Here is a 25,123-nt window from a genome sequence, read left to right as displayed (position 1 = left end):
CAGTTGGAAGTGTATGGCTTCCCTCGTGTGAAGAGAAACTCAGGTTATGTTGTCTTCGAGTGTTACCAAGATGGAGATGCCGACAAACTTGCGAGAGGTTTAGACTTTAAGTCTTTAATTTTTGCTCGACAAATGTTTGCGGTAGCAGCTGAGTTTCAATCGTTGCCAAGTGATGACCGAATTAGTCCAATTTTGAATGAACTAGCAGACATCGAAGCATTCCCTCGTTGTGGTGATTTGAGAATTGAAACGCCAGATACAAATGAAGCGAAAGAGTTACTGAAATTCTGCCGTAAGTTTACCGTCCCAATGCGTCAAGCGTTGCGCGGCAAAGGCTTAATGCTGAACAAAGATAACGCGAAAAAACCAGTACTGCACATTTGCTTTGTTGAGCCTGGCCACTGTTACGTTGGTTACTCTTACACTGACAACAACTCACAGTTCTTCATGGGTATCCCTCGCCTTAAATTCCCAGCAGACGCTCCAAGTCGTTCAACACTTAAACTGGAAGAAGCATTTCATGTCTTTATTCCACGTGAAGAGTGGGATGAGCGTTTGGCACCAGGTATGTGGGGTGTGGATTTAGGTGCATGTCCAGGCGGTTGGACGTACCAATTAGTGAAGCGCTCAATGTTCGTTCACTGCGTTGATAACGGCATGATGGCAGACAGTTTGATGGAAACTGGCCAGATCAAGCACCATATGGTGGATGGTTTTAAGTTCGAACCAGACCGCAAGAACGTAACATGGATTGTTTGTGACATGGTGGAAAAGCCAGCTCGTGTTGCTCACCTGATGGGACAGTGGCTGTTAAAAGGTTGGGCAAAAGAGGCCATCTTTAACCTTAAGCTGCCAATGAAAGGGCGTTATGACGAAGTGCTGCAAGACCTTGAAAATCTCAAGCAGTTCCTCATTGATAATAAGGTAAAGTTCAAGCTACAAGCTAAACATTTGTATCATGATCGTGAAGAGATCACGATTCATATCCAATGTCTGTCGAATATTTCACCTTACTAACTTTATTCCCTGAGTCTTTTGGGGATAGTGATTAGGATAGAAAAAGCGCCTTCAAATGGCGCTTTTTTAATATCTGAGGGTTTCATGGTGTGAAACTACCATCGGGCACTACTCCGCTTTGTTTGGCCCTAAAAAGCGAATATCTTGCAAGTTAAAGCCTAGTTCGATATCGCACTTTAAAGCGGCGACGCGTTTACATAAACGAGCAGATTCAATGTGCTCATCCAATTTTTTACGGTATTTCGGTACGAGATCTTCACTAGCGTAGGCTGCTTCAATACTCTCAAACTGAGTGAGAATCTCTTTCGCTGCTTTCGGGCCAATTCCAGGTACGCCCGGAACCTGGCTAGAGCTTATCCCTGTTAATCCCCAGTAATCCGCTAGTTGACTTGGTTTTACGCCGAACTCTTTTTCGAGAAATGGTTCATCTAACCAACGGTGTTGGAAATAATCACGGATTTGTAGGGTAGGGGAAAGTAGCTGGCAGTAACCTTTGTCTGTGGAAACGATGGTGACTTTTTCACCATGGCTGGCCACTTTCGTTGCGAGTGTAGCAACCAAATCATCTGCTTCATCGCCTTCAGACAGCAATGAATCAATACCTTGCTCCCACCACGCTTGTTGAATCGCATCTAACCCTTGCAGTAGTGGCTGAGGCATTGGTTTTCGGTTTTGCTTATAGTCAGGGAGAATTTCAGCGCGCCAACCTCTGTCTTGTTCGTGGTGATCAAAAACCGCGATGATGTGTGTCGGGTTGGCCTCTGACAGAATGCGAGTGAGGGTTCTTTGCGTTGTGGTTATGGTTCTTGCTATGTCGGTTGGATCTGGTTGTGCTGAGTGCACTCGGCGGATCAGGTTTAGGGCATCAATGATAACAAGATGAATAGACATAATGACTTAGCAATAAAAAAGGGGCGTAATGCCCCTAGTGTAACGAATGCTAGCCTGACTATCGACCACCAATTTCCGGGTGAGCGATTCGATAACACGGTTCGTAGTCTGAACCGCCAGGTAATTTCATTCGGTGCTGTTCGACAAAGTCTTTTAGCAACTTATCGAGTTTTTTCATGAGGACTGCGTCGCCATGAATGGTGAAAGGCCCTCTACGTTCTATTTCTCGAATGCCTTCAGCCTTTACGTTACCTGCCACTATGCCAGAGAAGGCTTGACGCAAGTTGGCCGCTAAAACTTGCGGTTCTTGATCTAGGCTTAAATCCAATTGTTCCATCGACTCATGAGTAGGCTCGAATGGCAGTTGGAAGTTTGGCTCAATTTTCAATGACCAGTTAAAGCTGTACGCATCGCCTTTCTCTTTTCGGTGAAGGCGTACCGAGTCCATGGAGCGTTTCATAATACGAGCGACTTCTGCCGGGTCGTCAATGATGATCTCGTAGTGCTTTTGCCCTTCCTCACCAAGTGTGTCGCGAATGAACTCATCAATAGAGCGGAAGTACTCTTCACTCTCTTTTGGTCCTGTTAATACGATAGGCATTGGCTGATCGGCGTTATCCGGGTGCATCATGATGCCAAGAATGTACAGTAGCTCTTCCGCTGTGCCCGGGCCACCTGGGAAAATAACGATACCATGAGCCATACGGACGAAGGCTTCCAAGCGCTTTTCGATGTCGGGCATGATGACCAGTTCATTTACTATTGGGTTTGGTGGCTCGGCCGCAATAATCGAGGGCTCGGTTAAACCAAGATAACGTTGCTGAGTATAACGTTGCTTTGCGTGCCCAATCGCTGCACCTTTCATCGGCCCTTCCATTGCGCCAGGGCCGCAACCTGTACAGATGTTAAGTTCACGCAGGCCCAGTTCGTTACCCACTTCACGTGTGTACTGATACTCCACTCCATTGATAGAGTGACCACCCCAACATACGACAAGATTCGGTGCGATACCTGGAGTTAATGCTCTGGCATTACGAAGAATGCCGAACACGAGGTTCGTAATGTGAATTGGGTTAGTAAGGTTGAGCCGCTGGGCGTCTGCCAAATGCATGTTTACGTAAACGATATCACGCAATACGGAGAACAGATGCTCTTGGATACCTTTAATTATTTCGCCGTCAACAAAAGCGTGCTCTGGCGGATTAGTCAGTTCAAGCTTAATACCACGCTCACGACGCACGACGTTGACATCAAACGATTGGTATTTATCGAGCAGTTCTTTCGAGTTATCGGTATGGCTACCGGAGTTCAACACCGCTAATGTGCAATTACGGTACAGCTGATAAAGTTCACTCGAGGCTGTGTTCTTTAAGCGCTCTACTTCTAGTTGAGATAGCAAGTCCATGCTACCAGCGGGGCTTATATGGGTAATCATAACGCCTCCTTGTGTTGCATTAATTTGAGGGAAAGTACCAACTTACCTTTTTGGTGTTATACGTATGGTTTGATGAAAGGTAGTTGGCCGATTTGGTTTTATGGTTATCAACTCCCAAGCAACCTCAAGATGATACATTTGCCTTTTATAAATACATCATCTTGAAGTGACTTGGGTTTTTACAGCTTAGCAGACTAAAAGGGAAGAAATGTGATAACTCGTTGAAAATGGGTGGTTATAAAGCGTAGATTGCACCAAATTTGGTTTGTTTGCTCGCTTTTTGTACGAATCTTAGCTCCAGTTAAGCTGGTTTGTTCCACGTTTTTTAGCGTCCGCAAGCATCTTGCCAAGACGATCGAGCACATACTCTGGCGTATCGGACTCTTTGAAAGACGTCGATACAGCAGCTAAGGTAATCATGATATTTTGCTCACGGAACTTAAAGGGTAATTGGCTAATATCACGCTGGATATGCTTAATCAGATCCAGTGTGTATTCTTCAGATTGTTCCGGGACGAGTAGAATAAACTCCTCGCCACCAAAGCGAGCTACTGTTTCCGTTTCTGATACGCGCTTGTTAATAGTACGAGCGATGATCTTCAGCGCTTTATCGCCAGCCGTATAACCATAGCTATCATTCACCGCTTTGAAGTTGTCTACATCAAATAGCACAACACGAAGGTTTTGCTGAGAGCGAATCCAACGGCGATACTCTAGCTCTAGTCGATCGTTAAATGCAGTGCGGTTATAAACTTTAGTCAGCGGGTCGAGCAACATACGCTGAGCTTGGTCATCTAAGCGTCGACGATAATCTTGCGTAGTTTCAAATACCGCTTCGAGTTGGTTCTTACTGTAACTCAACCGTTCTTGCAGCGCTTGCTCTCGCTCTTCCGTCATTTTCAGTCGCTCTGTCAGCGACGCCATTTTTTCGAGAAGAGGCGTGATTTCTTTTTTCACAACCGCGATATCTTGAGCTTGATTAAGTGACTTTTGGCTTAATTCAACCAAGCTGTTCATTTCTGTGTTGAGCTCTTGGCGGTGTTCAAAGTAGGTATGATGCTGGTCGACGTTCTGATGAACGGTTTTTAGGTTACTTGCGAGAGAAGTGTTCAGCTGATCAAGGAATTGGCTAGACGCCTCGCGCTCGAACTTTGTTGCTTCGACAACCAATTTCAGCGTTGAGAGCGTAAGCTCAATGAGAGACTCGGCACTCACGCCAAGGAGCAACTTAGCGCGAATATCCAGCAATCTATCGCCTGATTCTCCTTCGAAATCCAGCTCTGTAATAGTATGTTGGAGGTCGCTGGCTAAGCACTCAAGCTGAGATCTGTCGGGATTGTTTTCAAATTCACTAAGATGTAGACGTGAATTAGACGTGATGATTTTCAGAGCGCGTTCGTAAATACTCAGTAGCTTAGTGGCTTGATCAGCTTTATTGCTGGCGTGAACTTCAGAGAAACTCATCAGGTTCCGTAGTTCACGTTTTAACTGCGCAGGTAAGCCAGTGACACGTTGCAGTGTTTCACCACTGTGCTTGATTTGTTCGTCAAGGTAACCGTTCTGTTTATCCATCGTCTTCGACTGCTGTTTGAGCATCCTCTCTAATACCGCTAAACGCGGGATAAGAGTGCTGATATCTTTTTGATGTTGCAGCTCTTGTTGGATTTCAAATAGGTAGTTGGATACCTGAGTATTCGAACCCTGGCAAGCTGAAGACAATGATGCCACAACGCGTTTAAGAACTTGTTGTTCACGTTTGAATTTGAGTGAAGTATCACGATGAGTCAGTCTGAGTTGGTCAAGTTGACAACTCAGCTGATGCAGCTGCGACTGAATATCGGATTCCAAGATTCCCATGAAGTGACTACGGTTAAGTCCATGTACTACTGACAATTATCTGATAATAACAAAAAACTTTATAGCGTCATTAGTTATTACGTTCAACAGGCGTTTAATTATCCATTTTTTAATATTTTCTTGATGTCGTCCTCATTCTTGTAGGACGAATGGATCTTGATCAGGCCTTGGCTAATGGCATGTTGACAGGCAGTTCTTATGTTACCTGTTGCAAAGCTAGCAGCAGGCGCATTATCGATGGCTTTTAAGAACACCCAGTGGCTTTGCTTATCCTTCAAGCTGACTTCTCGTGCGATGTGAGTAGCAAGCAATAACAGATCGAGTAATTCCTCATCGTTAATTGCAGTGTAGGCTCGGGGTAAGAACGGATAATCGCTGATGCCCATACGAATAATACGATTGACGTTGTGCTGCTGTGCGAACTCATCCACCCAAGTCTGGAATTTTTCGAACATGACTTCGGCAGAAGCATCACGGTCAGCGTTCGGTTCTATGTAGAGTAAGTTCGCATCTGAGAAATGGTAAAGACGCGACGGTTTTTCTATTTTTTCCGCAAGGAAGTCGCCAAATGCCCGTTCTAGTTCTAGACCTGCCTTATAGCCGTTATGGACGTACATGCTTCGTAAGAATGGCAAATCGATCATAACAAAGCGTAGGCGATCATTAAGTGGTTCGTGGATCAATTCACCCATTTGCCATTGCTCGAAAGTTTCGCTCGACTTTTTCAATGAGCGAGAAAGCTTAACATTCAGCATACGCAAGTTACGTAAACGAGAGCGAGAGTGGGTGAAGAGGTCGTTACGCAGTTTTTCGATTTCACTTGCTTGGCGCTGCATAATGACACCGCGGCGCATAATGAACAAAAACATGACCAATACAGTAATAAACAATGCAAATGAGATTTTCTGGAATTTACGATGCTCTCTTTCCACTTGCTCTAAGCGTTCTGATTGACCGATGTAATGGATGGTTTGTTCGGCAAATTCTTTTTGCTGACGGAACGCATCTTCACTGATTTGGTTAAGCTGCTTTTGTTCTAGACGAACGAGGTTGGTGTATTTTTTATAAGCTTGCAGAGAAAGTTTGTATTCGCCTGCCTGCTCGTAACCCAACCCAAGTAAACGGTATGACTGCTGCTTAATGAAGTTGTTATTTTCAGGTGACTTTTCAGCAAGCGCTAACGCCAGCTTTGCATTAGTAATGACGTCTTTACTGTCATTTTGATGATAAGCCAGACCTGACTGAAGCAGGGCAGCCTTTGCTTCAAGCTTAGGAATATTGGTGTATTCTAAAAGCTCTTTAGAGCGGTCTAAGTACTGCTCTGCTAGCGCGTAGTTATAGAGTTGTAGGTAGGTAGCCGCCAAGCTTAAGCGAATTTTAATGATTCTATTGATGTTCTTACTGGTACTTTCATGGTCAAGCACGTTGAAGTAATGCACTAACGCAAGGTTAAACTTACCCTGATAAAAGTAGATGTCGCCCATTTGCTCTAGGACGTCCGCTAGGATCGGAGAGCTAGGGTAAGAGTCATAAAAATCTGCGGCTTGAGATAAGTATTCGATCGCTTTGTCGTACACTCGTCGCTCCTGGAAGAGCCTAGCCAAAAGGCGATTCACTTTTGCTAACCTTGCACCACTGTTACTTTCAATAGATTGCCAATAACCGTATAGCAGCTCTGACAAAGCCAAATTGTATTTCTTGCTATTGAGGTAAAACTCGCCGACGGCTGTGTAGTAGTCGATCAAGGCTAACTCAGAGCGGCTATCGTCAAGCATGGTCTTTGCTTCAGAGTACAAGTTTTCCGCTTTAATGATATCGCCACTATGTGAAGCGAGGAGTGCTCTTTGCATCACTAGTCGGTAGCGAACACTGTCGGTGCGTTGTAATACGGCATCGGCTTCATCGAGCTGTTGTTCAATTTGGTTAAGCGTGTCTTCCGCTTTTGAGTAGTTTTCGTCGTACATCCAAATCATTTGGTTGCGCATCAGCTGGAGATCTAAGTCCATGTACGGCAATTGATATTCTTGCGCTAAGCGTTCCGCTTTATTTAGGTGCTCGATAGCCGAACGAACATTACCCATGGCGTAATCTGCCTGAGCGATAATCTTGTGCGCTTCGATGGTGCTGCTTGGTGTGCGAACGCTACGATCTGTTTCGTCGCGAGACATGGCTGAAGGGCTGTCACTTTCTTTGCGTTCTGTTAGTTCACGCTGTGACAAATAGTTGGTTGCCGCTTGTTTTGCTTGTGATGGCTCTATTTCCGCCAATTGTTGTGCTTCGTTGAGTAACGCGGACGATAAAATGGTAGCATGAAGTGGCTGTACAAACAGCAAGCAAAGAAAGCCAATCAATTTGAATAGACGCGAACTGTCCCAAAACATCCTTTCGTTCCCTCGAACTGTTTTTAGATATGGCGATAACGGCGAAAAGCCTCAATTAGCCGTTTAAATGCGGGTTGAAGCCATTTGATATAGTAACATGCTTGGACAATAAAAACGTCCGGCAACCCTTTAGATTGCCGAACTTATTTCTGTTGCCTATGCGCTTACTGACGAGCCATACGGTGATTGTGAGCTGGCTTATCTTGTTCCGTTGAGCGGTAAGGGTTGATATCCAAGCCTCCACGGCGCGTATAGCGGGCAAATACGGTCAGTTTGCTTGGTTGGCAGTATTTCATTAGATCCGTAAAAATACGCTCTACACACTGTTCGTGGAACTCATTGTGCTCGCGGAAAGACACTAAGTAACGTAACAGCTTCTCACGATCTATTTTTGCGCCTTGGTAGCGAATTTCTACACTGCCCCAGTCGGGTTGGTTAGTGATCAAACAGTTTGATTTCAATAGGTGGCTATGTAGCACCTCTTCAACTTGTATTTTACCTGCCGCACCTTCAAGCAAATCGGCATCAAAATCGTAACTGGTGATGTCAATGTCTTGGTCATCAATACATTCACCGTCCATTGTCACGATAGGTTGATTGGTATAGTGAGTCACTGGATTCACCTCAACCAGCACCTTTTCACCTGCGCATTCAGACAGGTCTTGTGTTAAACGCTCAGTCACTTCTTCCCAGCTTGCAAAGCGGGTTTGGTTGTAGCTGTTTAAGTACAGTTTGAAAGACTTCGATTCAATCAAGTTTGCGCTGGTGGCTGGAATGTATACTTCGCCAACGGCCACTTGTGGTAAACCTTTACTATTTAACCAAGACAGTTCATACAGCGTCCAAATGTCGTGCCCCATGAAAGGCAGAGTATCGCCTAACTGAAGGTCATCTCGGTTCAGGCTGCGAGGGACTGGTTGCAGCAAGCTTGGGTCATACTGGTTCGCATACTCGGTCGTTTTACCTAGTGTGAGGCCAGCAAGCTCTTTAGCGTCAGAATATTTGCTCATACTTTGTGGTCGTTTTCGATTAGAATGGCGAGAATTTTACTGAATCCGCTGGTCAATTGCCATCAGGCAAGTACGGCTATCTGATAAATAAGGAATGAGGAGACCTTCATGACCCAAAACGTTACTCAGGCGCTACAAGAGTTCAGCCTGCGCTACCAACAAGCTTGGCAAGCTAAGCACAATGAGTTGCCAAGCAGTGAAGAGCTTGCAGAGCTTGTTTCTCCTTGTGTCGAAGAGAAGCGTGATGGAAAGGTGCTTTGGAAAGCGGTCGCACGTGATGAAATGGCCGATTTCACCAATGTGGAAAATGCGATTGAGTTGTCACTGCAAGATGATGTTAAAGCCTTTTATGGTTCTCAATACTGCGCCGATATGGAGGCAACTTGGCAAGGTAATTCGTTGACGCTGCTGCAAGTCTGGAGCGATGATGATTTCGTGCGTCTACAAGAAAATATTCTTGGTCATTTGGTGACGCAGCGCCGCTTGAAACTTAAACCAACAGTATTTATCGCAGCGACAGGTGAGGAAATGGATGTGATTTCTATTTGTAACCTCACTGGCAATGTGATTCTAGAGCGTTTGGGCACCTCTAAACGTGATGTATTGGCAGATTCATTGGTTGAGTTCTTGAATAAGTTAGAGGCTGCCGTCTAAGTATGTATGTTGTTGAGTTGCAGTTTGAGTGTTTTGATAACACCACCGTCAGCGCGGTAGACAAAGCCATTAATGGCTTGATGGATGCTCTGCGTTACAACGGCCAAGTATTAGGTCGTGAATTTCCGATAGTGATGGGAGAAGGTGAATTTTTCGTTCGTGTTGTTTGCCCAGAACAAGACAGCTTGCATCCACGTTATCACTCAGATTTCGTCAAAGTGTGCATGAACCGTTTGTCGGATGCGTCTTTGCTTGCACCGAAAATGCGTATGCTGGGGCGTGATTTGAATTCAGAACAAGCAGCCGAAGAAGAGACACCTAGCTGGCAAGTGTTGTACACGACTTATGTTCATACGTGTTCGCCTTTGCGAAGTGGTGAAACCCTGTTGCCAATTCCTTTGTATCGTAATGAGCCAACACTTAATGGAGACCATAAAGCCGTCATTAAGTGGCAGACTGAGTGGCAAGCGTGTGATGAAATCCAAATGGCAGGGGGCTGCCGAGCGGAACATGCGGCGCTGCACGAAATTTGCGATGTGGATAGTGTGCTGTTTCGCCGAGGTTGGGACTTACGTGGCCGTATCGAATACATCACGAAGATCCCTACGTACTATTACCAGTATCGTGTCGGTGGTCAGTCGCTGGAGAGCGAGAAAGCGCGCAAGTGTCCAAAATGCGATGGCGAGTGGCTACTCGATGAGCCACTACATGACATATTTCATTTTAAGTGTGATGACTGCCGAATCGTGTCGAATATCTCTTGGGACCATCTTAAGTAGCGAATTGAAGCTACTTAAATGGGTAGATAGACAAATAGAAAGGGCTGATGTTTTCACATCAGCCCTTTTGTGTTTAGAACGTTGTTTTCAGTCATGTTTTGAAAAGTGGGATTACCAACCTTTCACAACACCGCCTTTGAACAGCTCTTTTGCCGCTTCGTAAACTTCTTCCGTTTGGTAAGCTTTTACGAAGTTTTGTACGTTTTGCGCATTAACATTTTCTTCGCGAGCGACAATTAGGTTTACGTATGGTGAGTCTTTATCTTCAACGAACACGCCGTCACGCTCTGGCGATAGGTCGATAGAGCTTGCGTAAGTGGTGTTGATGATAGATAGCGTTACGTCATCCAGTGAACGTGGAAGCTGTGGGGCTTCTAGTTCAATGATTTCGATATTTTTAGGGTTGCCTACGATGTCACGTACTGTAGCGAGTAGACCAACGCCATCACGTAGCGTAATTAAACCTTGCTGCTCAAGAAGCAGTAGTGAGCGACCTAGGTTAGTTGGGTCGTTTGGTACTGCGATGCGTGCGCCATCTTGAATTTCATCAATTGATTTTACTTGCTTTGAGTAACCAGCAATAGGGTAAACGAATGAGTTACCCGCGATAGCCAGTTTGTAGCCGCGGTCTTTCACTTGTTGGTCTAGGTATGGTTTGTGCTGGAACGCATTCGCGTCTACTGAACCATCATCCAGAGCGGCGTTTGGTGTTACGTAATCGGTAAATGTTACTAGCTCAACGTCTAGGTTGTATTTCTCTTTTGCTACTTTAGCGGCAACTTCGGCTACTTGTGCTTCAGCACCAGCAATAACGCCAACTTTTACTTTGTTTACGTCTACTTCTTTGTCGCTGCAACCCGCTAGAGCAAGAGCAGAGGCGGCTGTTGCTACAGTCAAAAGACCTTTAAGGCTAAATTTCATCTTTATCTCCTTATAATTTGTATTTTTGATGCTTATCTGTGGTCTACACGGCGCACCACTGCGTCACCGATAGACTGAATAATCTGTACTAGAACAATCAACATCACGACAGTCACGGCCATGATAGTTACATCGTAGCGGTGGAAACCGTAACGGATGGCTACGTCGCCTAGGCCGCCGCCGCCTACCGTACCCGCCATAGCTGAGTAGCTAACGAGAGTGACCAAGGTAATCGTTACTGAGTTAACAATAGTCGGCATTGCTTCAGGTAGTAGAACTTTTGTTATGATCTGTGTTGGTGTCGCCCCCATTGACTGCGCAGCTTCCACCAAGCCTGTCGGTACTTCTAATAAAGCACCTTCAATAAGACGAGCGACAAAAGGAATGGCGCCAATAGTCAGTGGGACGATTGCTGCGGTTGTACCGATAAAGGTTCCAACCAGCATTTTTGTCACTGGAATAATCGCAACCATCAGTACGAGGAATGGCACAGAACGACCAATGTTAACGATAGCGCCTAAGCCGCTATTTAGTTTGGTGTTTTCAAGTAGGCCGCCTTTCTTAGTAATATGGAGGATTACGCCTAATGGAATACCCACAGCAAAGCCGACTAATCCGGCAACCGCAACCATGTAAAGCGTTTCCCACGTTGCACCTAAAAGTAGTTTGCTGTTTAAACTCAGCCATTCAGAAATCGTATTAAAGGACATAACCAAGTACCTCTACTTTTACGTTGTGCTTACGCAGGTATTCAAGAGCTGCGTTGTCATCTTCTTCGTTACCAAATAGCTCTGCGACCATCATGCCGAATTTCACGCCACCAGCGTAATCAAGGTCGGAACTCAAAATACTCACATCAATATTGTATTTACGAGAAATTTGCGACATTAACGGTGCATCGACGGTTGCGCCAGTAAACTCTAAGCGAACCAACGGGTAGCTGCCATCAACACGCTCTGCTTGCAGACGTGCTTGGTAATCTTCAGGAATGGAAAGATCCAGCGTTGAGCGAATGAATTGGTGTGCCAGCTCTGTCTTAGGGTGCGCAAAAATATCGCCAACGGTGCCTTTTTCCACCAACTCACCACCACCGATGATTGCTACTTCGTGACAGATGCTTTTTACGACTTCCATTTCGTGAGTGATAAGTAAAATCGTGATGTTGAGTTTGCGGTTGATCTCTTTCAATAACTCAAGGATAGATTGAGTTGTTGCTGGATCTAGTGCGCTAGTGGCCTCATCACAAAGCAGCACGCTAGGATCGGATGCCAATGCACGAGCAATTGCCACACGCTGTTTTTGTCCGCCACTTAAGTTAGATGGGTAGCTCTCGTGTTTGTCGGCTAAGCCTACAAGCTTTAGCAACTCAGTTACTTTTGTTGTGATTTGCGATTTGTCTTTACCTGCCAGTTCTAGGGGTAATGCCACATTATCAAACACAGTACGAGACGAAAGCAGGTTAAAGTGCTGGAAGATCATGCCAATGTTACGGCGTGTTTCGACTAGTTGTTTTTTACTGAGTTTGGTTAGATCCACACCATCAACGATGATGGAACCAGAGGTCGGTGCTTCTAGCATGTTGACACAGCGGATCAGCGTACTTTTACCAGCACCTGATGAACCGATAACACCAAAGATGGTGCCTTTGTCGATGTGTAGGTTAATGTCTTTCAGGGCAAGGATTTCCTTACTGCCTTGGTAGAACACTTTATTGACGTTTTTTATTTCTATCATGTTTCAACCTGCCCAAAGATACGGGGAACTTCGCTGTCAAAAACGGCCTTTGACAGAACTTAATGTTGAGCTTTATCTCAATTTTCAGTTGATGCTATGGGTTAAGCAGAATGAAGTCAATAGATATTTTTACGTCTAGACGTCTAAATGTATGGATGTTCTGTTTTGAAACGAAGATGTATAGATAATAAGCAGGAGGTAGACGGCAGGGCACCCTCAGATTTACCGATTCTTGCCCAACAAATCAACCGTTTTGTCGAGGCCAAGAATGAATTAGATAGTGTTGAAGTTTATAAGGTATGTAATAATCTGATTAAACCGAGTTAATAGAGAAATACGTTTTGGCAAAACCTGCTGTTTTTATCGATCGTGATGGCGTGATAAACGTTGACCACGGCTACGTTCATGACGAACATGATTTTGAGTACATTGATGGTGTATTTGAAGCGACGAAAGCGCTAAAAGATAAAGGCTACCTTCTAGTGTTAGTGACGAATCAATCGGGCATCGCACGCGGTAAATTCAGTGAAGACCGTTTCTTGTCTCTGACTCAATGGATGGATTGGAACTTTGCTGATAATGGTGTTGAGTTCGATGGTATCTATTACTGTCCACATCATCCAGAACATGGCATTGGCGAGTACAAGCAAGATTGTGAGTGCCGTAAGCCAAAACCAGGCATGTTCATTTCTGCGCGTGACTTCTTGAAGATCGACATGGAGAAATCTGTGATGATCGGCGATAAAGCTGAAGACATGATGGCAGCAGAAGCGGCAGGCGTTGGCACTAAGATTTTGGTTCGCACTGGTAAGCCAGTAACGGAACAGGGCGAAGCCATTGCAACGGTAGTATTAGATAGCATTGCAGATGTGCCTGCGTACTTAAACAAGTAATCTTCATTACTGACTGAGATAAGGGAAGCCACTGCTTCCCTTTTGTTTGATTCCTTCTTTTAATCTGAACACTTATGAGCAAAAAACTCACCATTCTTGATATCGCAAAATTGGCAGGCGTGGGCAAATCGACAGTAAGCCGTGTGCTTACTAACGATCCAAAAGTGAAACCCCAAACGCGAGAGAAGGTTGAGCAAATCATTCGTGAATCAGGCTACGTCCCATCAAAGTCGGCGCAATCAATGCGTGGCGGCAGCCAAAAAGTTATTGGGGTTATCATCTCCCGTTTAGATTCACCATCAGAAAATCGCGCCGTTGGTACCATGCTCAATGCTTTGTATTCCGCTGGTTATGATGCGGTGATCATGGAGAGCCAATTCGATCGCGATAAAACCAATGAACATTTGGATGTGCTTAAACGTCGCAACGTCGATGGGGTGATCGTGTTTGGCTTTACTGGATGTGATGAGCGAGCATTGACGGAGTGGGGGAACCGTATCGTCGTGATCGCGATGGACACGCAAATGGTTTCCTCGATCAACTACGATAACCAAGGTGTGATAGACATGGCTTTGTCTCACCTTGAGCAGCAATCTTTATCTCGCATTGCTTATATTGGTGTTGATCCTGAAGACAAAACCACTGGCTTAGCTCGTCTAAATGCTTATAAAGCTTGGTGTCAACGCAAGCAAATTGCACCTTGTTTCCAAACGGGTAAGTTGAGCCATGAAAGTGCTTATCAGTTGGTAGACAAAGTCCTTCAATCTGATACTCAGGCCATCGTGTGCGCCAGTGACACTATCGCGTTGGGCGTGATTAAGCGTCTTCAAGAGTTAGGCCGTGAAGACGTGGTTGTGACAGGTGTTGGTGGTAATGAATTGCTCTCTTTCCTTTTCCCTAAAGTATTTAGTGTCGACCCAGGTTATACCCTTGCAGGTGAGAAGTCCGCTAACATGCTGATCAATCAATTAAATGGTGATGAGGAAGTGGTTCACTTTACTCAACAGCCTATCGTTTGTTAATCCACACTAAAACGATCTGCTCTAAAATTATACTGTGATCATTCTCAATTAATGGGACTGTTCCCATTTTGTTTTTTGTCTTCGAATGGCAATATTAAAATTAAGAAATGGGAATGTTCCCATTTATAAAAACAAAATGATGAATCGAATGTATCCAATACAGGGTGGACAAAATTATGAGTAAGATTGCGCGTAAAGACGTGGAGCGTCTTATTGAGCTGGTCGGGGGGCCGGACAATATTGCCAGTGTAAGTCACTGTTTAACTCGCTTGCGTTTTGTTCTAAATGATACGGACAAAGCAGATACGAAACAGTTAGAAGCATTACCGATGGTGAAGGGCTGTTTTACCAACGCAGGCCAGTTCCAAGTGGTTATCGGTACTGAAGTGGATGAAGTTTACAAGGTACTGATCGGACTGACGGGTAAAAGTGAAGCCAGCAAAGACGAAGCGAAGAACGCTGCTCGTCAAAACATGAATATCGTTGAGCGTGGTATTTCCCACCTTGCAGAAATCTTTGTACCACTGCTACCAGCGATCATCACCGGTGGTCTGATCCTTGGTTTCCGTAACGTGATTGGCGACATCAAGATGTTTGATGGTCAAACGCTAACGGAAATCAGCCAGTTTTGGGCAACGGTACACTCTTTCTTATGGCTGATTGGTGAGGCGATCTTCTTCTTCCTACCAGTTGGCGTGTGTTGGTCGACAGTGAAAAAGCTCGGCGGTACTCCGATTCTGGGTATCACGCTTGGTGTAACATTGGTTTCGCCGCAGTTGATGAACGCCTACCTGATTGGTAAGCAAGTACCCGAAGTGTGGGATTTTGGCTTATTCGCCATCGAAAAAGTGGGCTATCAGGCGCAAGTGATTCCAGCAATGCTTGCTGGTATGGCTCTGGCGTTTATTGAAACCAACTTAAAACGCATCATTCCGTCTTACCTTTACCTAGTGGTCGTGCCGTTTGTCTCAATCATTGTGTCTGTGATTCTTGCGCACTCAATCATTGGTCCATTCGGTCGTATGTTGGGTGACGGCGTTGCTTTCGCAGCAAAAGCAGCCATGACGGGTGACTTCGCAATGATTGGCTCAACCATCTTCGGCTTCCTATACGCGCCATTGGTCATTACTGGTATTCACCACACCACCAACGCGGTTGACCTTCAATTAATGCAAGAGCTAGGCGGCACGCCAATTTGGCCTCTGATTGCGCTTTCAAATATTGCTCAAGCGTCTGCGGTCGTCGGCATCATTATCATCAGTAAAAAACATGGCGAGCGTGATATCTCAGTACCTGCGGCTATCTCTGCTTACCTTGGTGTGACCGAGCCGGCGATGTACGGCATCAACTTGAAATACAAGTTCCCAATGCTGAGCGCGATGATCGGTAGTGCGTGTGCTGCTGCTATTTGTGGTAGTGCGGGCGTAATGGCGAACGGTATCGGTGTGGGCGGTTTGCCGGGCATCTTGTCTATCCAACCGCAGTTCTGGGGCATTTTTGCTTTGGCTATGTTAGTCGCAATGCTGGTACCTGCTGCATTAACGTTAATTCTTTATAAGCGTGCACAAGCCAAAGGTGAGCTTGAGCCTGCAAACGCGTAATTCTATTTGAGGCAGTGACTTGGCTGCCTCCGCCTATTTTTCTTTTCAAATTTTAAGTTTCCGATTACTGGTAAGTGAGTGTTAGAAATGGCTATGACCAAGCATGATGAGAGCTGGTGGAAAACCGCAACCATCTATCAAATTTACCCAAAAAGCTTTTGTGACAGTGGCAGTAAAGGCTCGGGCGACATTAAAGGGATCATTTCTAAGCTGGATTATCTTAAGCATCTTGGTGTGGATGCGATTTGGCTGACGCCGGTTTACCAATCGCCAATGATCGACAACGGTTATGACATCTCCGATTACTACTCGATCAATCCACAGTTCGGCACTATGCAAGATTTCGATACTTTGCTAGCAGAAGCGCATCAGTTGGGCATTCGTATCATCATGGACATTGTAGTGAACCACACGTCGACAGAACACAAGTGGTTCCAATCCGCACTGGGTGATAAAAACAGCCCATACCGTGATTACTACATCTGGAAAGATCCGGTAGATGGTGCTGAACCAAACAACTGGCAATCAAAGTTTGGTGGCAACGCTTGGGCGCTGGATGAAAAAACAGGCCAGTACTATTTGCACCTTTTTGCTATAGAGCAAGCGGACTTAAACTGGGAAAACCCAGTAGTGCGTGAAGAAGTGAAAGAAGTCATCAGCTTCTGGGCAGAGAAGGGAGTCGATGGTTTCCGTCTCGACGTTATCAACCTGATTTCCAAGCAGCAAGATTTTCCAAGTGACGATATTGGTGATGGTCGTCGTTTTTACACTGACGGTCCACGTGTGCACGAATACCTTCAAGAGATTAGCGAATCTGTGTTTCAAAAATACGGCAGCGTGACGGTGGGTGAAATGTCTTCCACTACGCTAGAGCACTGCCAGCAATATTCTTCGCTAGACGGCAAAGAGCTATCCATGGTGTTCAACTTCCATCATCTGAAAGTCGATTATCCAAATGGTGAAAAATGGACCAAAGCGCCGTTTGATTTCATTCAGTTAAAACAGATCTTCAATCATTGGCAAACGGGCTTAAATGGCAAAGGGTGGGGGGCGTTGTTCTGGTGTAACCACGACCAGCCACGCGTTGTCAGCCGATTAGGTAACGAAGAGCAATACCGTGTTGAATCTGCCAAGATGCTTGCGGCATCAGTGCACATGATGCAAGGCACACCTTATGTTTACCAGGGGGAAGAGATCGGCATGACCAACCCGGGTTATACCGAAATCAGCCAATATCGTGATGTTGAAAGTACTAACATGTACGACATCATGGTCAACCGTGATGGTGTATCTCATGACGATATGATGGCGATCTTGGCACAGAAGTCGCGTGATAACTCACGTACACCAATGCAATGGAACAGTGCAAAACACGCGGGCTTTACTGAGGGCACGCCTTGGCTTGAAGTGGCGAAGAATTACACTGAAATCAATGCTGAAGCTGCGGTTGCCGATTTAAACTCGGTGTTCTACTTTTACAAGCGTCTGATTGAACTGCGTAAACAGGTTCCAGTGATCACCGATGGTCGTTACGAGGACCTGCTGCCAGAGCACAAACGTATTTTCGCTTACGCTCGTCAGAACGATAAGCAAACGCTGCTGTGTATCAATAACTACTATGCTGAAGAGGTGGAATGCGTTCTGCCAGAACGTTTTGATATGAGTAAGGCGAAAAACTTGCTATCTAACTATCAAAACTCAGCGAGCGCAGTCGCGTCAAACCATCAAGTGTTACGACCTTACGAAACTCGTATTTTATTGATAGAAGAATAAACTCGGGTGTCATCACCCCTAAGATTGATGTTCGAGATGAAGGCTTTGGTGTGCTCCCCAAAGCCTTCTTTTATTGAGATATCTCTAAAAAATGCGAGCTTATTTTGTTTCAATCGCTGTTAGCTGCACTTTCTCTTCGTTGATTTGTACTTGTTGTACTTTCAGCAGTTCAATTTGTTCAATCAGACCTAAGCTCGGATTAAACCAACGTTCTGCCGAAGTGGCGAACTCCATTGAGTCCATATCATCACAGTTTAGGTTGTAGATGTTCTCTTCCATCAGGTATGCCGCTTCAATTTTCTTGCCTGAGATCGAGAACGCTTTACGCACACCAGTCTCTCGGATTTGCTGTTGCCAAACCACTTGGCAAGATGCTGTCATAGGAAGGTTTTGTACCCACTCATGATCTTCAAAACGGTCTAGAAGGTTGTGAACTGCGTAGCCTGTAAGAGTGGTTTGCAGAGACATAGTTTCTTCACCGATGTCAATATTCGGGCTTTTCTCTTTTACGTCGTCACCGTTTAGGCGGAAAATCGGACTGCTGTGCATAAGCATGGCAATAAACTGATGACCAATGAAATAAGCGTCAGTGATTTCATGGAGTGCACCATCTGATCCTACAAAGTAAAGCGTATTGCTCTCTTCGTCGTCGTTGTACTGCTCGTCTGAATAGTAGAACTGTTCGGCGCCGTAGTTCACCAAGTCATTAACCAACTGGACCATTGCCTCGCTGTTTGGGATTTGTGCCAATGCTGCCAATATTTGCTCGCGATCCATCGCTTGGAAGCTCAGTTTCATGTCGCCTTCTGGTTGGCCATCCAAGCTAAATGCGTAGTTTAGCTGTGTGCTTGGCGTGGGAGCGAAGATTGAGTTGTGAATCGAGACGTCGAAACTTTCTTGAGGCACTTTGTTTGGATTCGCACTGCCAGAAGACGAACCTCCGCCACAGCCGTAAAGAGCCAGAGTTGCTGCTGCGATAAGCGTCATTTTGTTTAGCATGGTTTACATTCCTGATTGATAAGGGCGCTTCATGTTGGGCCGTTGCTTGAATGCGAGCATGCTAAGTTCAGTGAGAGAAAAAGGGCAAAAAACAAAAGATAACAGGGGTTAATGAAAGCTTAATTTTATATTTAGGTCTTTGTTTTATTTGGGGTTATTTCGTTGGCTACGTTAGTGCAATACTCGTTAATGAGCGCTTTCCATCGGCTTATGATTTCTTGATCGGTCACACTAACATGCAACGTTTTCCACGGTTGGAGGCAAGTCTCTTTTGATTCAGATTGAGAAAGACGCTCAAACAAGGTTTCGGAAGGTAAAACGCGCAGCAGCGCCACCAGTGATTCCATGTAGTTGAGACGGAACTGTTCAAGTTTGTTCTGCTTATAAGCAATGTGAGACACAAAGGTATAAATCAGTGCGTTTTGGATACGTGAGTCGCCATCTGGTGTCGTTAACAGAGCTTTTGCCCTGTCTAAGTTACCTAATTTGAAATGCAATAGACCTAACCAGAGGCTCAGCTCATCTGGCAAAACATCAAACGACGATTGTACTTGAGTTAAATACGCTTCCAGCTTTTGATGTTCGTGCTCGTATAAGGCGAGATGTCTTGCCGTTGTTATAGCCGCAAACTCATCAGATTGTCGGAGAGGTTGGCTAGAAAAGGCATTCTCGAATAACATTTTTTTGTGAATATTCGAAAGCTGCCACGAACTTGCCGAAGGTGCAGGCAGATTGAAGTATTGCGCGACATCCGAGTGCATTTGGAAAATATCCGATTGTAAGGCAGATAAACGCAGTGTGTACTCATTGCGAAACGCCAGCTTGCCCGTCGCAGGATAAATAAGGTTCATCTGCGCTTTCAAGATGCCCTGTTTTGTGCCGTCTTTTAACTCGATATTGAGCTCGTAGTCGCTGGTCTGCATGTTTCGTGCGCCAGGGAAATATGGCGTATGACCGATAGGATCAAGAAAGTAACTGGGAGCATCTTGGTTGGCGATGTCGGTGTATGGATATTCGACCTGTTGTTGCAGCAAGATGGCTTTGACCAGTATGCGGTATTTTCGCGCCTGGGAGCCGATTGAATCGACACGGTTGAGTAGTAGCTCGACTTTGGGAATCAGTAGTTGATGACGTGTTTGTTGTGTTGAGATTTCTTGGCGTTGCCATAACAAGCTTGCGAGTGTCATGCTACATACCGCAAGTATGGCACATAAGCTGTAAGCAAAAATCAGCTTGAAGTTCTTATTACTCGCCACCTGGGTTGAGATAACGCGCCGATGGTTTTTCGCTGGTGGCACTAAACGAATATTGGCAGGGTTAAGAAAGTAGCCTTTGCGGGGGTAAGTGACCAAGAGCTTAGCGGCATCGTATTCGGGTAAGTACTGCTGTAGCAGGGCACGTAAGGTGCTAATGCGGTTCGTGAGCACATTCTTAGAGATGAACTTGCTCTGCCAAATGGTTTCAATAATGGTGTCAGCAGAGAGTGGGTGGCCAACGCTTGTTAACAGCAGTTCTAATAATTCAATGGTGCGAGGTTCAAGATCAATCGCGATAGCATCTTGATGAAGGGTCTGTGTCTTCGGGTTATAGATCAGCTCTCCAATCGCAATACAACTGTGAGTCTGTTTAGCTTGTTGCAGAAAGTCGCGCATACCGTACCGATCTATTTGGAAATCGCGAAGTATTATATAGCGATTGGAGCGCGAAATCTTATAAATCGCGCTTCAATCATTATCAAAAATTTATGAACCGTAGGTCACGGAATAGCGGTGCGGTTTGTGGTTCATCGCTAACACGAGATTGAGTGCAAACGCCCCCAAAATTGAAAGGCCAATCACTTCTGGTGTGACAAAGAAGAATGAAGCAAACAGGATACATGCATCGATTGCCATTTGGCTTTTGCCAACTGAAATGCCAAATTTGTCTTGGATAAACAAACACAGCACGTTAAAGCCACCCAAGCTGGAGCGATGTCGGAATAGGATCAGCATACCAAGCCCCATTAAAAGTCCGCCTGCGACGGCGCAATAAACTTCATTTACCGATTCGAGCGAGATTAGCAAATAAAGATGATCGGCAAAGATAGAAACCAACGCGCCAGAAATGGCACTATTAATGGCGAAATGACGGCCGAAGCGTTTCCATGCTAGTAAGTAAAAAGGACTGTTTGCTAAAAAGTACAGCACACCAAAGGTAAAAGGTGTAAATTGGCTAATAAGCAGAGCCAATCCAGTCGTGCCTCCCGTTAGAAGGTTCGCGGATTGGAGAAAGAAAACGCCTTGAGCTACTAAAAAGGTACCCGTGAGAATCGCTATCCAGTCTTCTTTTAATGAGTGTTTTTCCATCAATGTTGCAGTCATTAGTGATAAATAAGGCGTGCATAGTAGTAAAAAGATGATCTTTTCGGTAGCTAGAGGGTAAAATTTACGGTAAACCTATGTAATTGCTGTTTTACAGGGTGTAAAGCACAAATTTGACAGGCAATAGATTGTCGTTATGCGATTGCAATGCTGGCATGATAAACATTGCTTGTCATCATGAAAAAACTGCATGAGAAAAATTGTAAATTTCTCTTTATGACCTAAATCAAATTATGTAGAATGCGCGCCATTAGGGTGACGAAAACGTTTGCGTCGGGTCATTCAACAGTTTTTTTGCAACTTTCAGTACTAATCTGAGTCAGGAGATACAGATGCTTAAGCGTGATATGAACATCGCAGATTACGATGCGGAACTGTTCGCAGCTATCCAGGAAGAAACTCTTCGCCAGGAAGAACACATTGAACTTATCGCTTCTGAAAACTACACAAGCCCACGTGTAATGGAAGCGCAAGGTTCTCAGCTAACGAACAAATACGCTGAAGGCTACCCAGGTAAGCGTTACTACGGCGGTTGTGAGTACGTAGATAAAGCTGAAGCACTAGCAATTGAGCGTGCATGCCAACTATTTGGTTGTGAGTACGCTAACGTACAGCCTCACTCAGGTTCTCAAGCAAACAGCGCAGTTTACATGGCGCTTCTTAACCCTGGCGATACAGTTTTAGGCATGAGCCTAGCGCACGGTGGTCACCTAACTCACGGTTCACCAGTAAACTTCTCGGGTAAGCACTACAACGTTATCCCTTACGGTATCGATGAAGCTGGTCAAATCAACTACGACGAGATGGAACAGCTAGCACTTGAACACAAACCTAAGATGATCATCGGTGGTTTCTCTGCTTACTCGCAAATCGTTGATTGGAAACGCATGCGTGAAATCGCTGACAAAGCAGGTGCTTACTTATTTGTTGATATGGCGCACGTAGCTGGTCTTATCGCCGCCGGTGAATACCCAACACCAGTACCGCATGCTCACGTGGTAACAACAACGACGCACAAAACACTAGCAGGTCCTCGCGGTGGTCTTATCTTGTCAAATGCTGGCGAAGATATGTACAAGAAATTGAACTCAGCAGTGTTCCCTGGTGGTCAAGGTGGCCCTCTAATGCACGTTATCGCTGGTAAAGCAGTAGCGTTCAAAGAAGCGATGGAGCCAGAGTTCAAAGCTTATCAAGCTCGCGTAGTGAAAAACGCAAAAGCAATGGTTGGTCAGTTCCAAGAGCGTGGCTACAAAATCGTATCTAACGGTACAGAAAACCACTTGTTCCTTGTTGACCTAATCGACAAAGATATCACTGGTAAAGACGCAGACGCGGCACTAGGTGCAGCAAACATCACTGTAAACAAGAACTCAGTACCAAATGACCCACGCAGCCCATTCGTAACGTCTGGTATTCGTGTAGGTACGCCAGCGATCACTCGCCGTGGCTTCACTGAAGAAGATGCAAAAGAGCTAGCAAACTGGATGTGTGACGTTCTAGATAACATCGGCAACGAAGAAGTTATCGAAGCGACAAAACAGAAAGTGCTAGAAATTTGTAAGCGTCTACCGGTTTATGCCTAACCGGTCTTCATAGAATGAGTCGATTTCGGTGTCGAACATACTCATTTGCTCGCGCAAACTCCGTGTGTTCTCCTAGAACTCGACTCGTCTATTTTGAACATTGATATACTAAAGGTCCTCATTTGAGGGCCTTTTTGTTTGTCTGGCGTTTGGAATGAGATATAGCGAGAGTGTGTGATAAGGGGATGGCTACCAACACTGTCCCTTTTCAATATATCCAAACCACGTCATTCCGACGAGCCGAGGCGAGATCAGGAATCTTGTTGAGGCACACTCTTTTACTCAGAGTTTCCCTAAAAATCCTCAGTATTCTGAAAACAGATTCTGAATCACGTTCGTACCTCGCTGTTCAGAATGACGGTGGTAGAATGGCTTTTTATCATCATTTGCCAGATACAAAAAAGGTTGGCACTGAGCCAACCTTTTCTCTTCAAAACAAGCTTTTCAAAACAAGCGAGAGCTTATTTAATCTCGATACCTTGAGCTTGCATATCGGCATGGTAAGAAGAGCGCACAAATGGACCACACGCTGCATGCGTGAAGCCAAGTTCTAGTGCAACTTCTTTTAGCTCGTCAAACTCAGATGGTGGAACGTAACGTTCTACTGGCAAGTGGTGACGGCTTGGCGCTAAATACTGGCCTAGAGTCAGCATCGTTACGCCGTGTGCGCGTAGATCTTTCAGTACTTCGATGATTTCTTCTTTGGTTTCACCAAGGCCCATCATCAAACCAGACTTGGTCGGTACATCTGGATGCTGCTCTTTGAACTTCTTAAGGAGCTCAAGTGACCATTTGTAGTTCGCACCTGGGCGAGCTTTACGGTAAAGACGTGGCGCGGTTTCTAAGTTGTGGTTGAAGACATCTGGCGGATTGTCTTTCATTAGATCAAGCGCTACATCCATGCGACCACGGAAGTCAGGAACCAGTGTTTCAATCTTAATATGCGGGTTTAACGCACGGATCTCGCGGTTACAATCGGCAAAGTGTTGTGCACCGCCGTCACGCAGATCGTCACGGTCAACAGAAGTGATTACGACGTATTTCAGCTTCATATCGGCAATGGTTTTCGCCAGTTTTTGAGGCTCTTCTGCTTCCGGTGGTAATGGGCGGCCATGAGCAACGTCACAGAAAGGACAACGACGAGTACAAATAGCACCTAAGATCATGAAGGTTGCTGTACCGTGGTTAAAACATTCCGCTAGGTTCGGGCAAGATGCTTCTTCACATACGGAGTGAAGTTTATTCTTACGCATCGCCGCTTTGATGTCTTGAATTCGTTGGCTGTCGGCTGGTAGCTTGATCTTCATCCAATCAGGCTTACGTAGCACTTCTTTCTGCTCTGTAGGCATGTTCTTTACGGGAATCAATGCCATTTTATCGGCGTCACGATATTTAACGCCTTTTTCCATCTGGATTGGTTTGCTCATGCTTTATTACCTTGAGAAGGTGCTTCTGTGCTGAATTCTACTTGCTCATAATCGAGCAAAGTAACGAGTTCTTTTATTAATTGTTTTTCTACGGCTTCTACATTGTCTGGGCCGCCAAATTGGCTGACCTGAACCATTTCCATACCTTCATAACCACAAGGGTTAATACGCAGAAACGGTGTTAAATCCATATTTACGTTCAAGGCTAAACCATGAAACGAGCATCCTTTACGAATGCGTAAACCGAGAGAGCATATTTTCTTACCGGCAACGTAGACACCTGGTGCGTCAGGTCGCGCGGCTGAGTCAATATTGTATGCTTTTAGCGTGTTGATCACGAGGTTCTCGATTGTGGTAACGAGATCTCGTACACCTAATTTTTTGCGGCGTAGGTTGATCAAGAAGTAGGCGACCAACTGACCAGGGCCATGATACGTAACCTGACCTCCGCGATCACTTTGTACAACAGGAATATCGCCAGTGTTAATCAAGTGCTCAGCTTTACCTGCCTGTCCTTGCGTAAATACTGGGTTATGTTCTACCAACCAGACTTCATCACGGGTTTCTTCTGTGCGTTGGTCGGTGAACTCATGCATCGCCTTCCATACAGGCTCATAGTCTTGGCGGCCAAGTCGTTTTACAACAAGTTGGTGTTGCATGGGAATTCCTGTTGCTAATATATAAAGTTTTTGGATTATAAACCGGATAACCCTGATGCTCTACCGCTGCGTAACAGATTTTTAACTGAAAGCGATGTAAAGCCTCGTTATCTCTTTGATAAATAAA

General features: G+C 45.3%; 21 protein-coding genes. 8 read left to right on the top strand and 13 right to left on the bottom strand.

The window, feature by feature from the left end; genetic code table 11:
- The coding region (gene rlmM, locus R7070_RS22045; RefSeq protein WP_318073011.1) for a 23S rRNA (cytidine(2498)-2'-O)-methyltransferase RlmM at nt 1–1,017 on the top strand (1,017 nt) is incomplete at its 5' end.
- A 108-nt stretch (nt 1,018–1,125) separates the two neighbouring features.
- Here the strand turns inward: rlmM and xni are convergent.
- The 5 genes from xni to queF all read right to left on the bottom strand — a co-directional run bounded on the left by xni (nt 1,126) and on the right by queF (nt 8,591).
- Nucleotides 1,126–1,908, bottom strand: coding sequence for a flap endonuclease Xni (xni, locus tag R7070_RS22040; RefSeq protein WP_053306525.1), 783 nt, complete (start codon nt 1,906–1,908; stop codon nt 1,126–1,128).
- A 58-nt stretch (nt 1,909–1,966) separates the two neighbouring features.
- A complete protein-coding gene (ppnN, locus tag R7070_RS22035) occupies nt 1,967–3,343 on the bottom strand; it encodes a nucleotide 5'-monophosphate nucleosidase PpnN (protein WP_005383611.1) in 1,377 nt (458 codons plus the stop codon).
- A 291-nt stretch (nt 3,344–3,634) separates the two neighbouring features.
- Nucleotides 3,635–5,200 carry a sensor domain-containing diguanylate cyclase gene (locus R7070_RS22030; protein ID WP_005381978.1) on the bottom strand — a complete coding sequence of 522 codons (1,566 nt, stop codon included), beginning with the start codon at nt 5,198–5,200 and terminating at the stop codon, nt 3,635–3,637.
- A 98-nt stretch (nt 5,201–5,298) separates the two neighbouring features.
- The gene (locus tag R7070_RS22025) at nt 5,299–7,581 is read right to left on the bottom strand and encodes a tetratricopeptide repeat protein (protein WP_017635678.1); all 2,283 of its coding nucleotides are present in this window, start codon (nt 7,579–7,581) and stop codon (nt 5,299–5,301) included.
- A gap of 164 nt (nt 7,582–7,745) precedes the next feature.
- The gene (gene queF, locus R7070_RS22020) at nt 7,746–8,591 is read right to left on the bottom strand and encodes an NADPH-dependent 7-cyano-7-deazaguanine reductase QueF (protein ID WP_256900437.1); all 846 of its coding nucleotides are present in this window, start codon (nt 8,589–8,591) and stop codon (nt 7,746–7,748) included.
- A 108-nt stretch (nt 8,592–8,699) separates the two neighbouring features.
- Between queF and syd the strand changes: the two genes are divergently transcribed.
- Nucleotides 8,700–9,245, top strand: a complete 546-nt coding sequence (syd, locus tag R7070_RS22015; protein WP_005383606.1) for a SecY-interacting protein — start codon at nt 8,700–8,702, stop codon at nt 9,243–9,245.
- A gap of 2 nt (nt 9,246–9,247) precedes the next feature.
- Nucleotides 9,248–10,024: a Zn-ribbon-containing protein gene (locus R7070_RS22010; protein ID WP_005383605.1), complete on the top strand. Its 777-nt coding sequence runs from the start codon at nt 9,248–9,250 to the stop codon at nt 10,022–10,024.
- A 111-nt stretch (nt 10,025–10,135) separates the two neighbouring features.
- On the opposite strand, the gene R7070_RS22005 is transcribed toward R7070_RS22010, so the two are convergent.
- The 3 genes from R7070_RS22005 to metN are packed head-to-tail and all read right to left on the bottom strand — an operon-like array spanning nt 10,136 to nt 12,679.
- Nucleotides 10,136–10,945 carry a MetQ/NlpA family lipoprotein gene (locus R7070_RS22005; protein ID WP_256900436.1) on the bottom strand — a complete coding sequence of 270 codons (810 nt, stop codon included), beginning with the start codon at nt 10,943–10,945 and terminating at the stop codon, nt 10,136–10,138.
- A gap of 32 nt (nt 10,946–10,977) precedes the next feature.
- On the bottom strand, nt 10,978–11,655 hold the full coding sequence (locus tag R7070_RS22000; protein ID WP_005383604.1) for a methionine ABC transporter permease: 678 nt from the start codon (nt 11,653–11,655) through the stop codon (nt 10,978–10,980).
- The gene (metN, locus tag R7070_RS21995) at nt 11,645–12,679 is read right to left on the bottom strand and encodes a methionine ABC transporter ATP-binding protein MetN (RefSeq protein WP_005381962.1); all 1,035 of its coding nucleotides are present in this window, start codon (nt 12,677–12,679) and stop codon (nt 11,645–11,647) included. Before metN ends, R7070_RS22000 begins: the two co-directional genes overlap by 11 nt.
- A gap of 341 nt (nt 12,680–13,020) precedes the next feature.
- Here metN and gmhB point away from each other — a divergent pair, with 341 nt between their 5' ends.
- From gmhB to treC, 4 genes are all read left to right on the top strand, one after another.
- Nucleotides 13,021–13,572, top strand: coding sequence for a D-glycero-beta-D-manno-heptose 1,7-bisphosphate 7-phosphatase (gmhB, locus tag R7070_RS21990; protein ID WP_005381961.1), 552 nt, complete (start codon nt 13,021–13,023; stop codon nt 13,570–13,572).
- Between the two features lie 74 nt (nt 13,573–13,646).
- Nucleotides 13,647–14,594 carry a trehalose operon repressor TreR gene (treR, locus tag R7070_RS21985; protein WP_256900435.1) on the top strand — a complete coding sequence of 316 codons (948 nt, stop codon included), beginning with the start codon at nt 13,647–13,649 and terminating at the stop codon, nt 14,592–14,594.
- A gap of 176 nt (nt 14,595–14,770) precedes the next feature.
- Nucleotides 14,771–16,195, top strand: coding sequence for a PTS trehalose transporter subunit IIBC (treB, locus tag R7070_RS21980; RefSeq protein WP_005381959.1), 1,425 nt, complete (start codon nt 14,771–14,773; stop codon nt 16,193–16,195).
- An 87-nt stretch (nt 16,196–16,282) separates the two neighbouring features.
- Nucleotides 16,283–17,968: an alpha,alpha-phosphotrehalase gene (gene treC / locus R7070_RS21975; RefSeq protein WP_054575504.1), complete on the top strand. Its 1,686-nt coding sequence runs from the start codon at nt 16,283–16,285 to the stop codon at nt 17,966–17,968.
- A gap of 99 nt (nt 17,969–18,067) precedes the next feature.
- On the opposite strand, the gene R7070_RS21970 is transcribed toward treC, so the two are convergent.
- From R7070_RS21970 to R7070_RS21960, 3 genes are all read right to left on the bottom strand, one after another.
- Complete coding sequence (locus R7070_RS21970) at nt 18,068–18,967, bottom strand: hypothetical protein (RefSeq protein ID WP_017635673.1); 900 nt, start codon at nt 18,965–18,967, stop codon at nt 18,068–18,070.
- Between the two features lie 131 nt (nt 18,968–19,098).
- Nucleotides 19,099–20,619 carry a transcriptional regulator gene (locus R7070_RS21965; protein WP_054575503.1) on the bottom strand — a complete coding sequence of 507 codons (1,521 nt, stop codon included), beginning with the start codon at nt 20,617–20,619 and terminating at the stop codon, nt 19,099–19,101.
- A gap of 90 nt (nt 20,620–20,709) precedes the next feature.
- Nucleotides 20,710–21,312 (bottom strand): YitT family protein, encoded by a 603-nt coding sequence (locus R7070_RS21960; protein WP_017635671.1) that lies wholly within the window; start codon nt 21,310–21,312, stop codon nt 20,710–20,712.
- Nucleotides 21,313–21,659: 347 nt separating this feature from the next.
- On the opposite strand from R7070_RS21960, the gene glyA reads away from it, so the two are divergent.
- Entirely contained in the window at nt 21,660–22,910 is a 1,251-nt protein-coding gene (glyA, locus tag R7070_RS21955) for a serine hydroxymethyltransferase (RefSeq protein WP_005381985.1), read from the top strand.
- Nucleotides 22,911–23,371: 461 nt separating this feature from the next.
- Here the strand turns inward: glyA and lipA are convergent, their stop codons facing one another.
- Nucleotides 23,372–24,337 (bottom strand): lipoyl synthase, encoded by a 966-nt coding sequence (gene lipA, locus R7070_RS21950; RefSeq protein WP_005391329.1) that lies wholly within the window; start codon nt 24,335–24,337, stop codon nt 23,372–23,374.
- Nucleotides 24,334–24,996, bottom strand: a complete 663-nt coding sequence (lipB, locus tag R7070_RS21945) for a lipoyl(octanoyl) transferase LipB (RefSeq protein ID WP_256900434.1) — start codon at nt 24,994–24,996, stop codon at nt 24,334–24,336. The genes lipA and lipB overlap by 4 nt, the downstream gene beginning before the upstream one ends.
- Between the last annotated feature and the right edge of the window lie 127 nt (nt 24,997–25,123).

Source organism: Vibrio sp. 1557, assembly GCF_033340175.1.
GTDB lineage: Bacteria > Pseudomonadota > Gammaproteobacteria > Enterobacterales > Vibrionaceae > Vibrio > Vibrio alginolyticus.
This window is presented reverse-complemented; position numbering and strand designations above follow the sequence as displayed.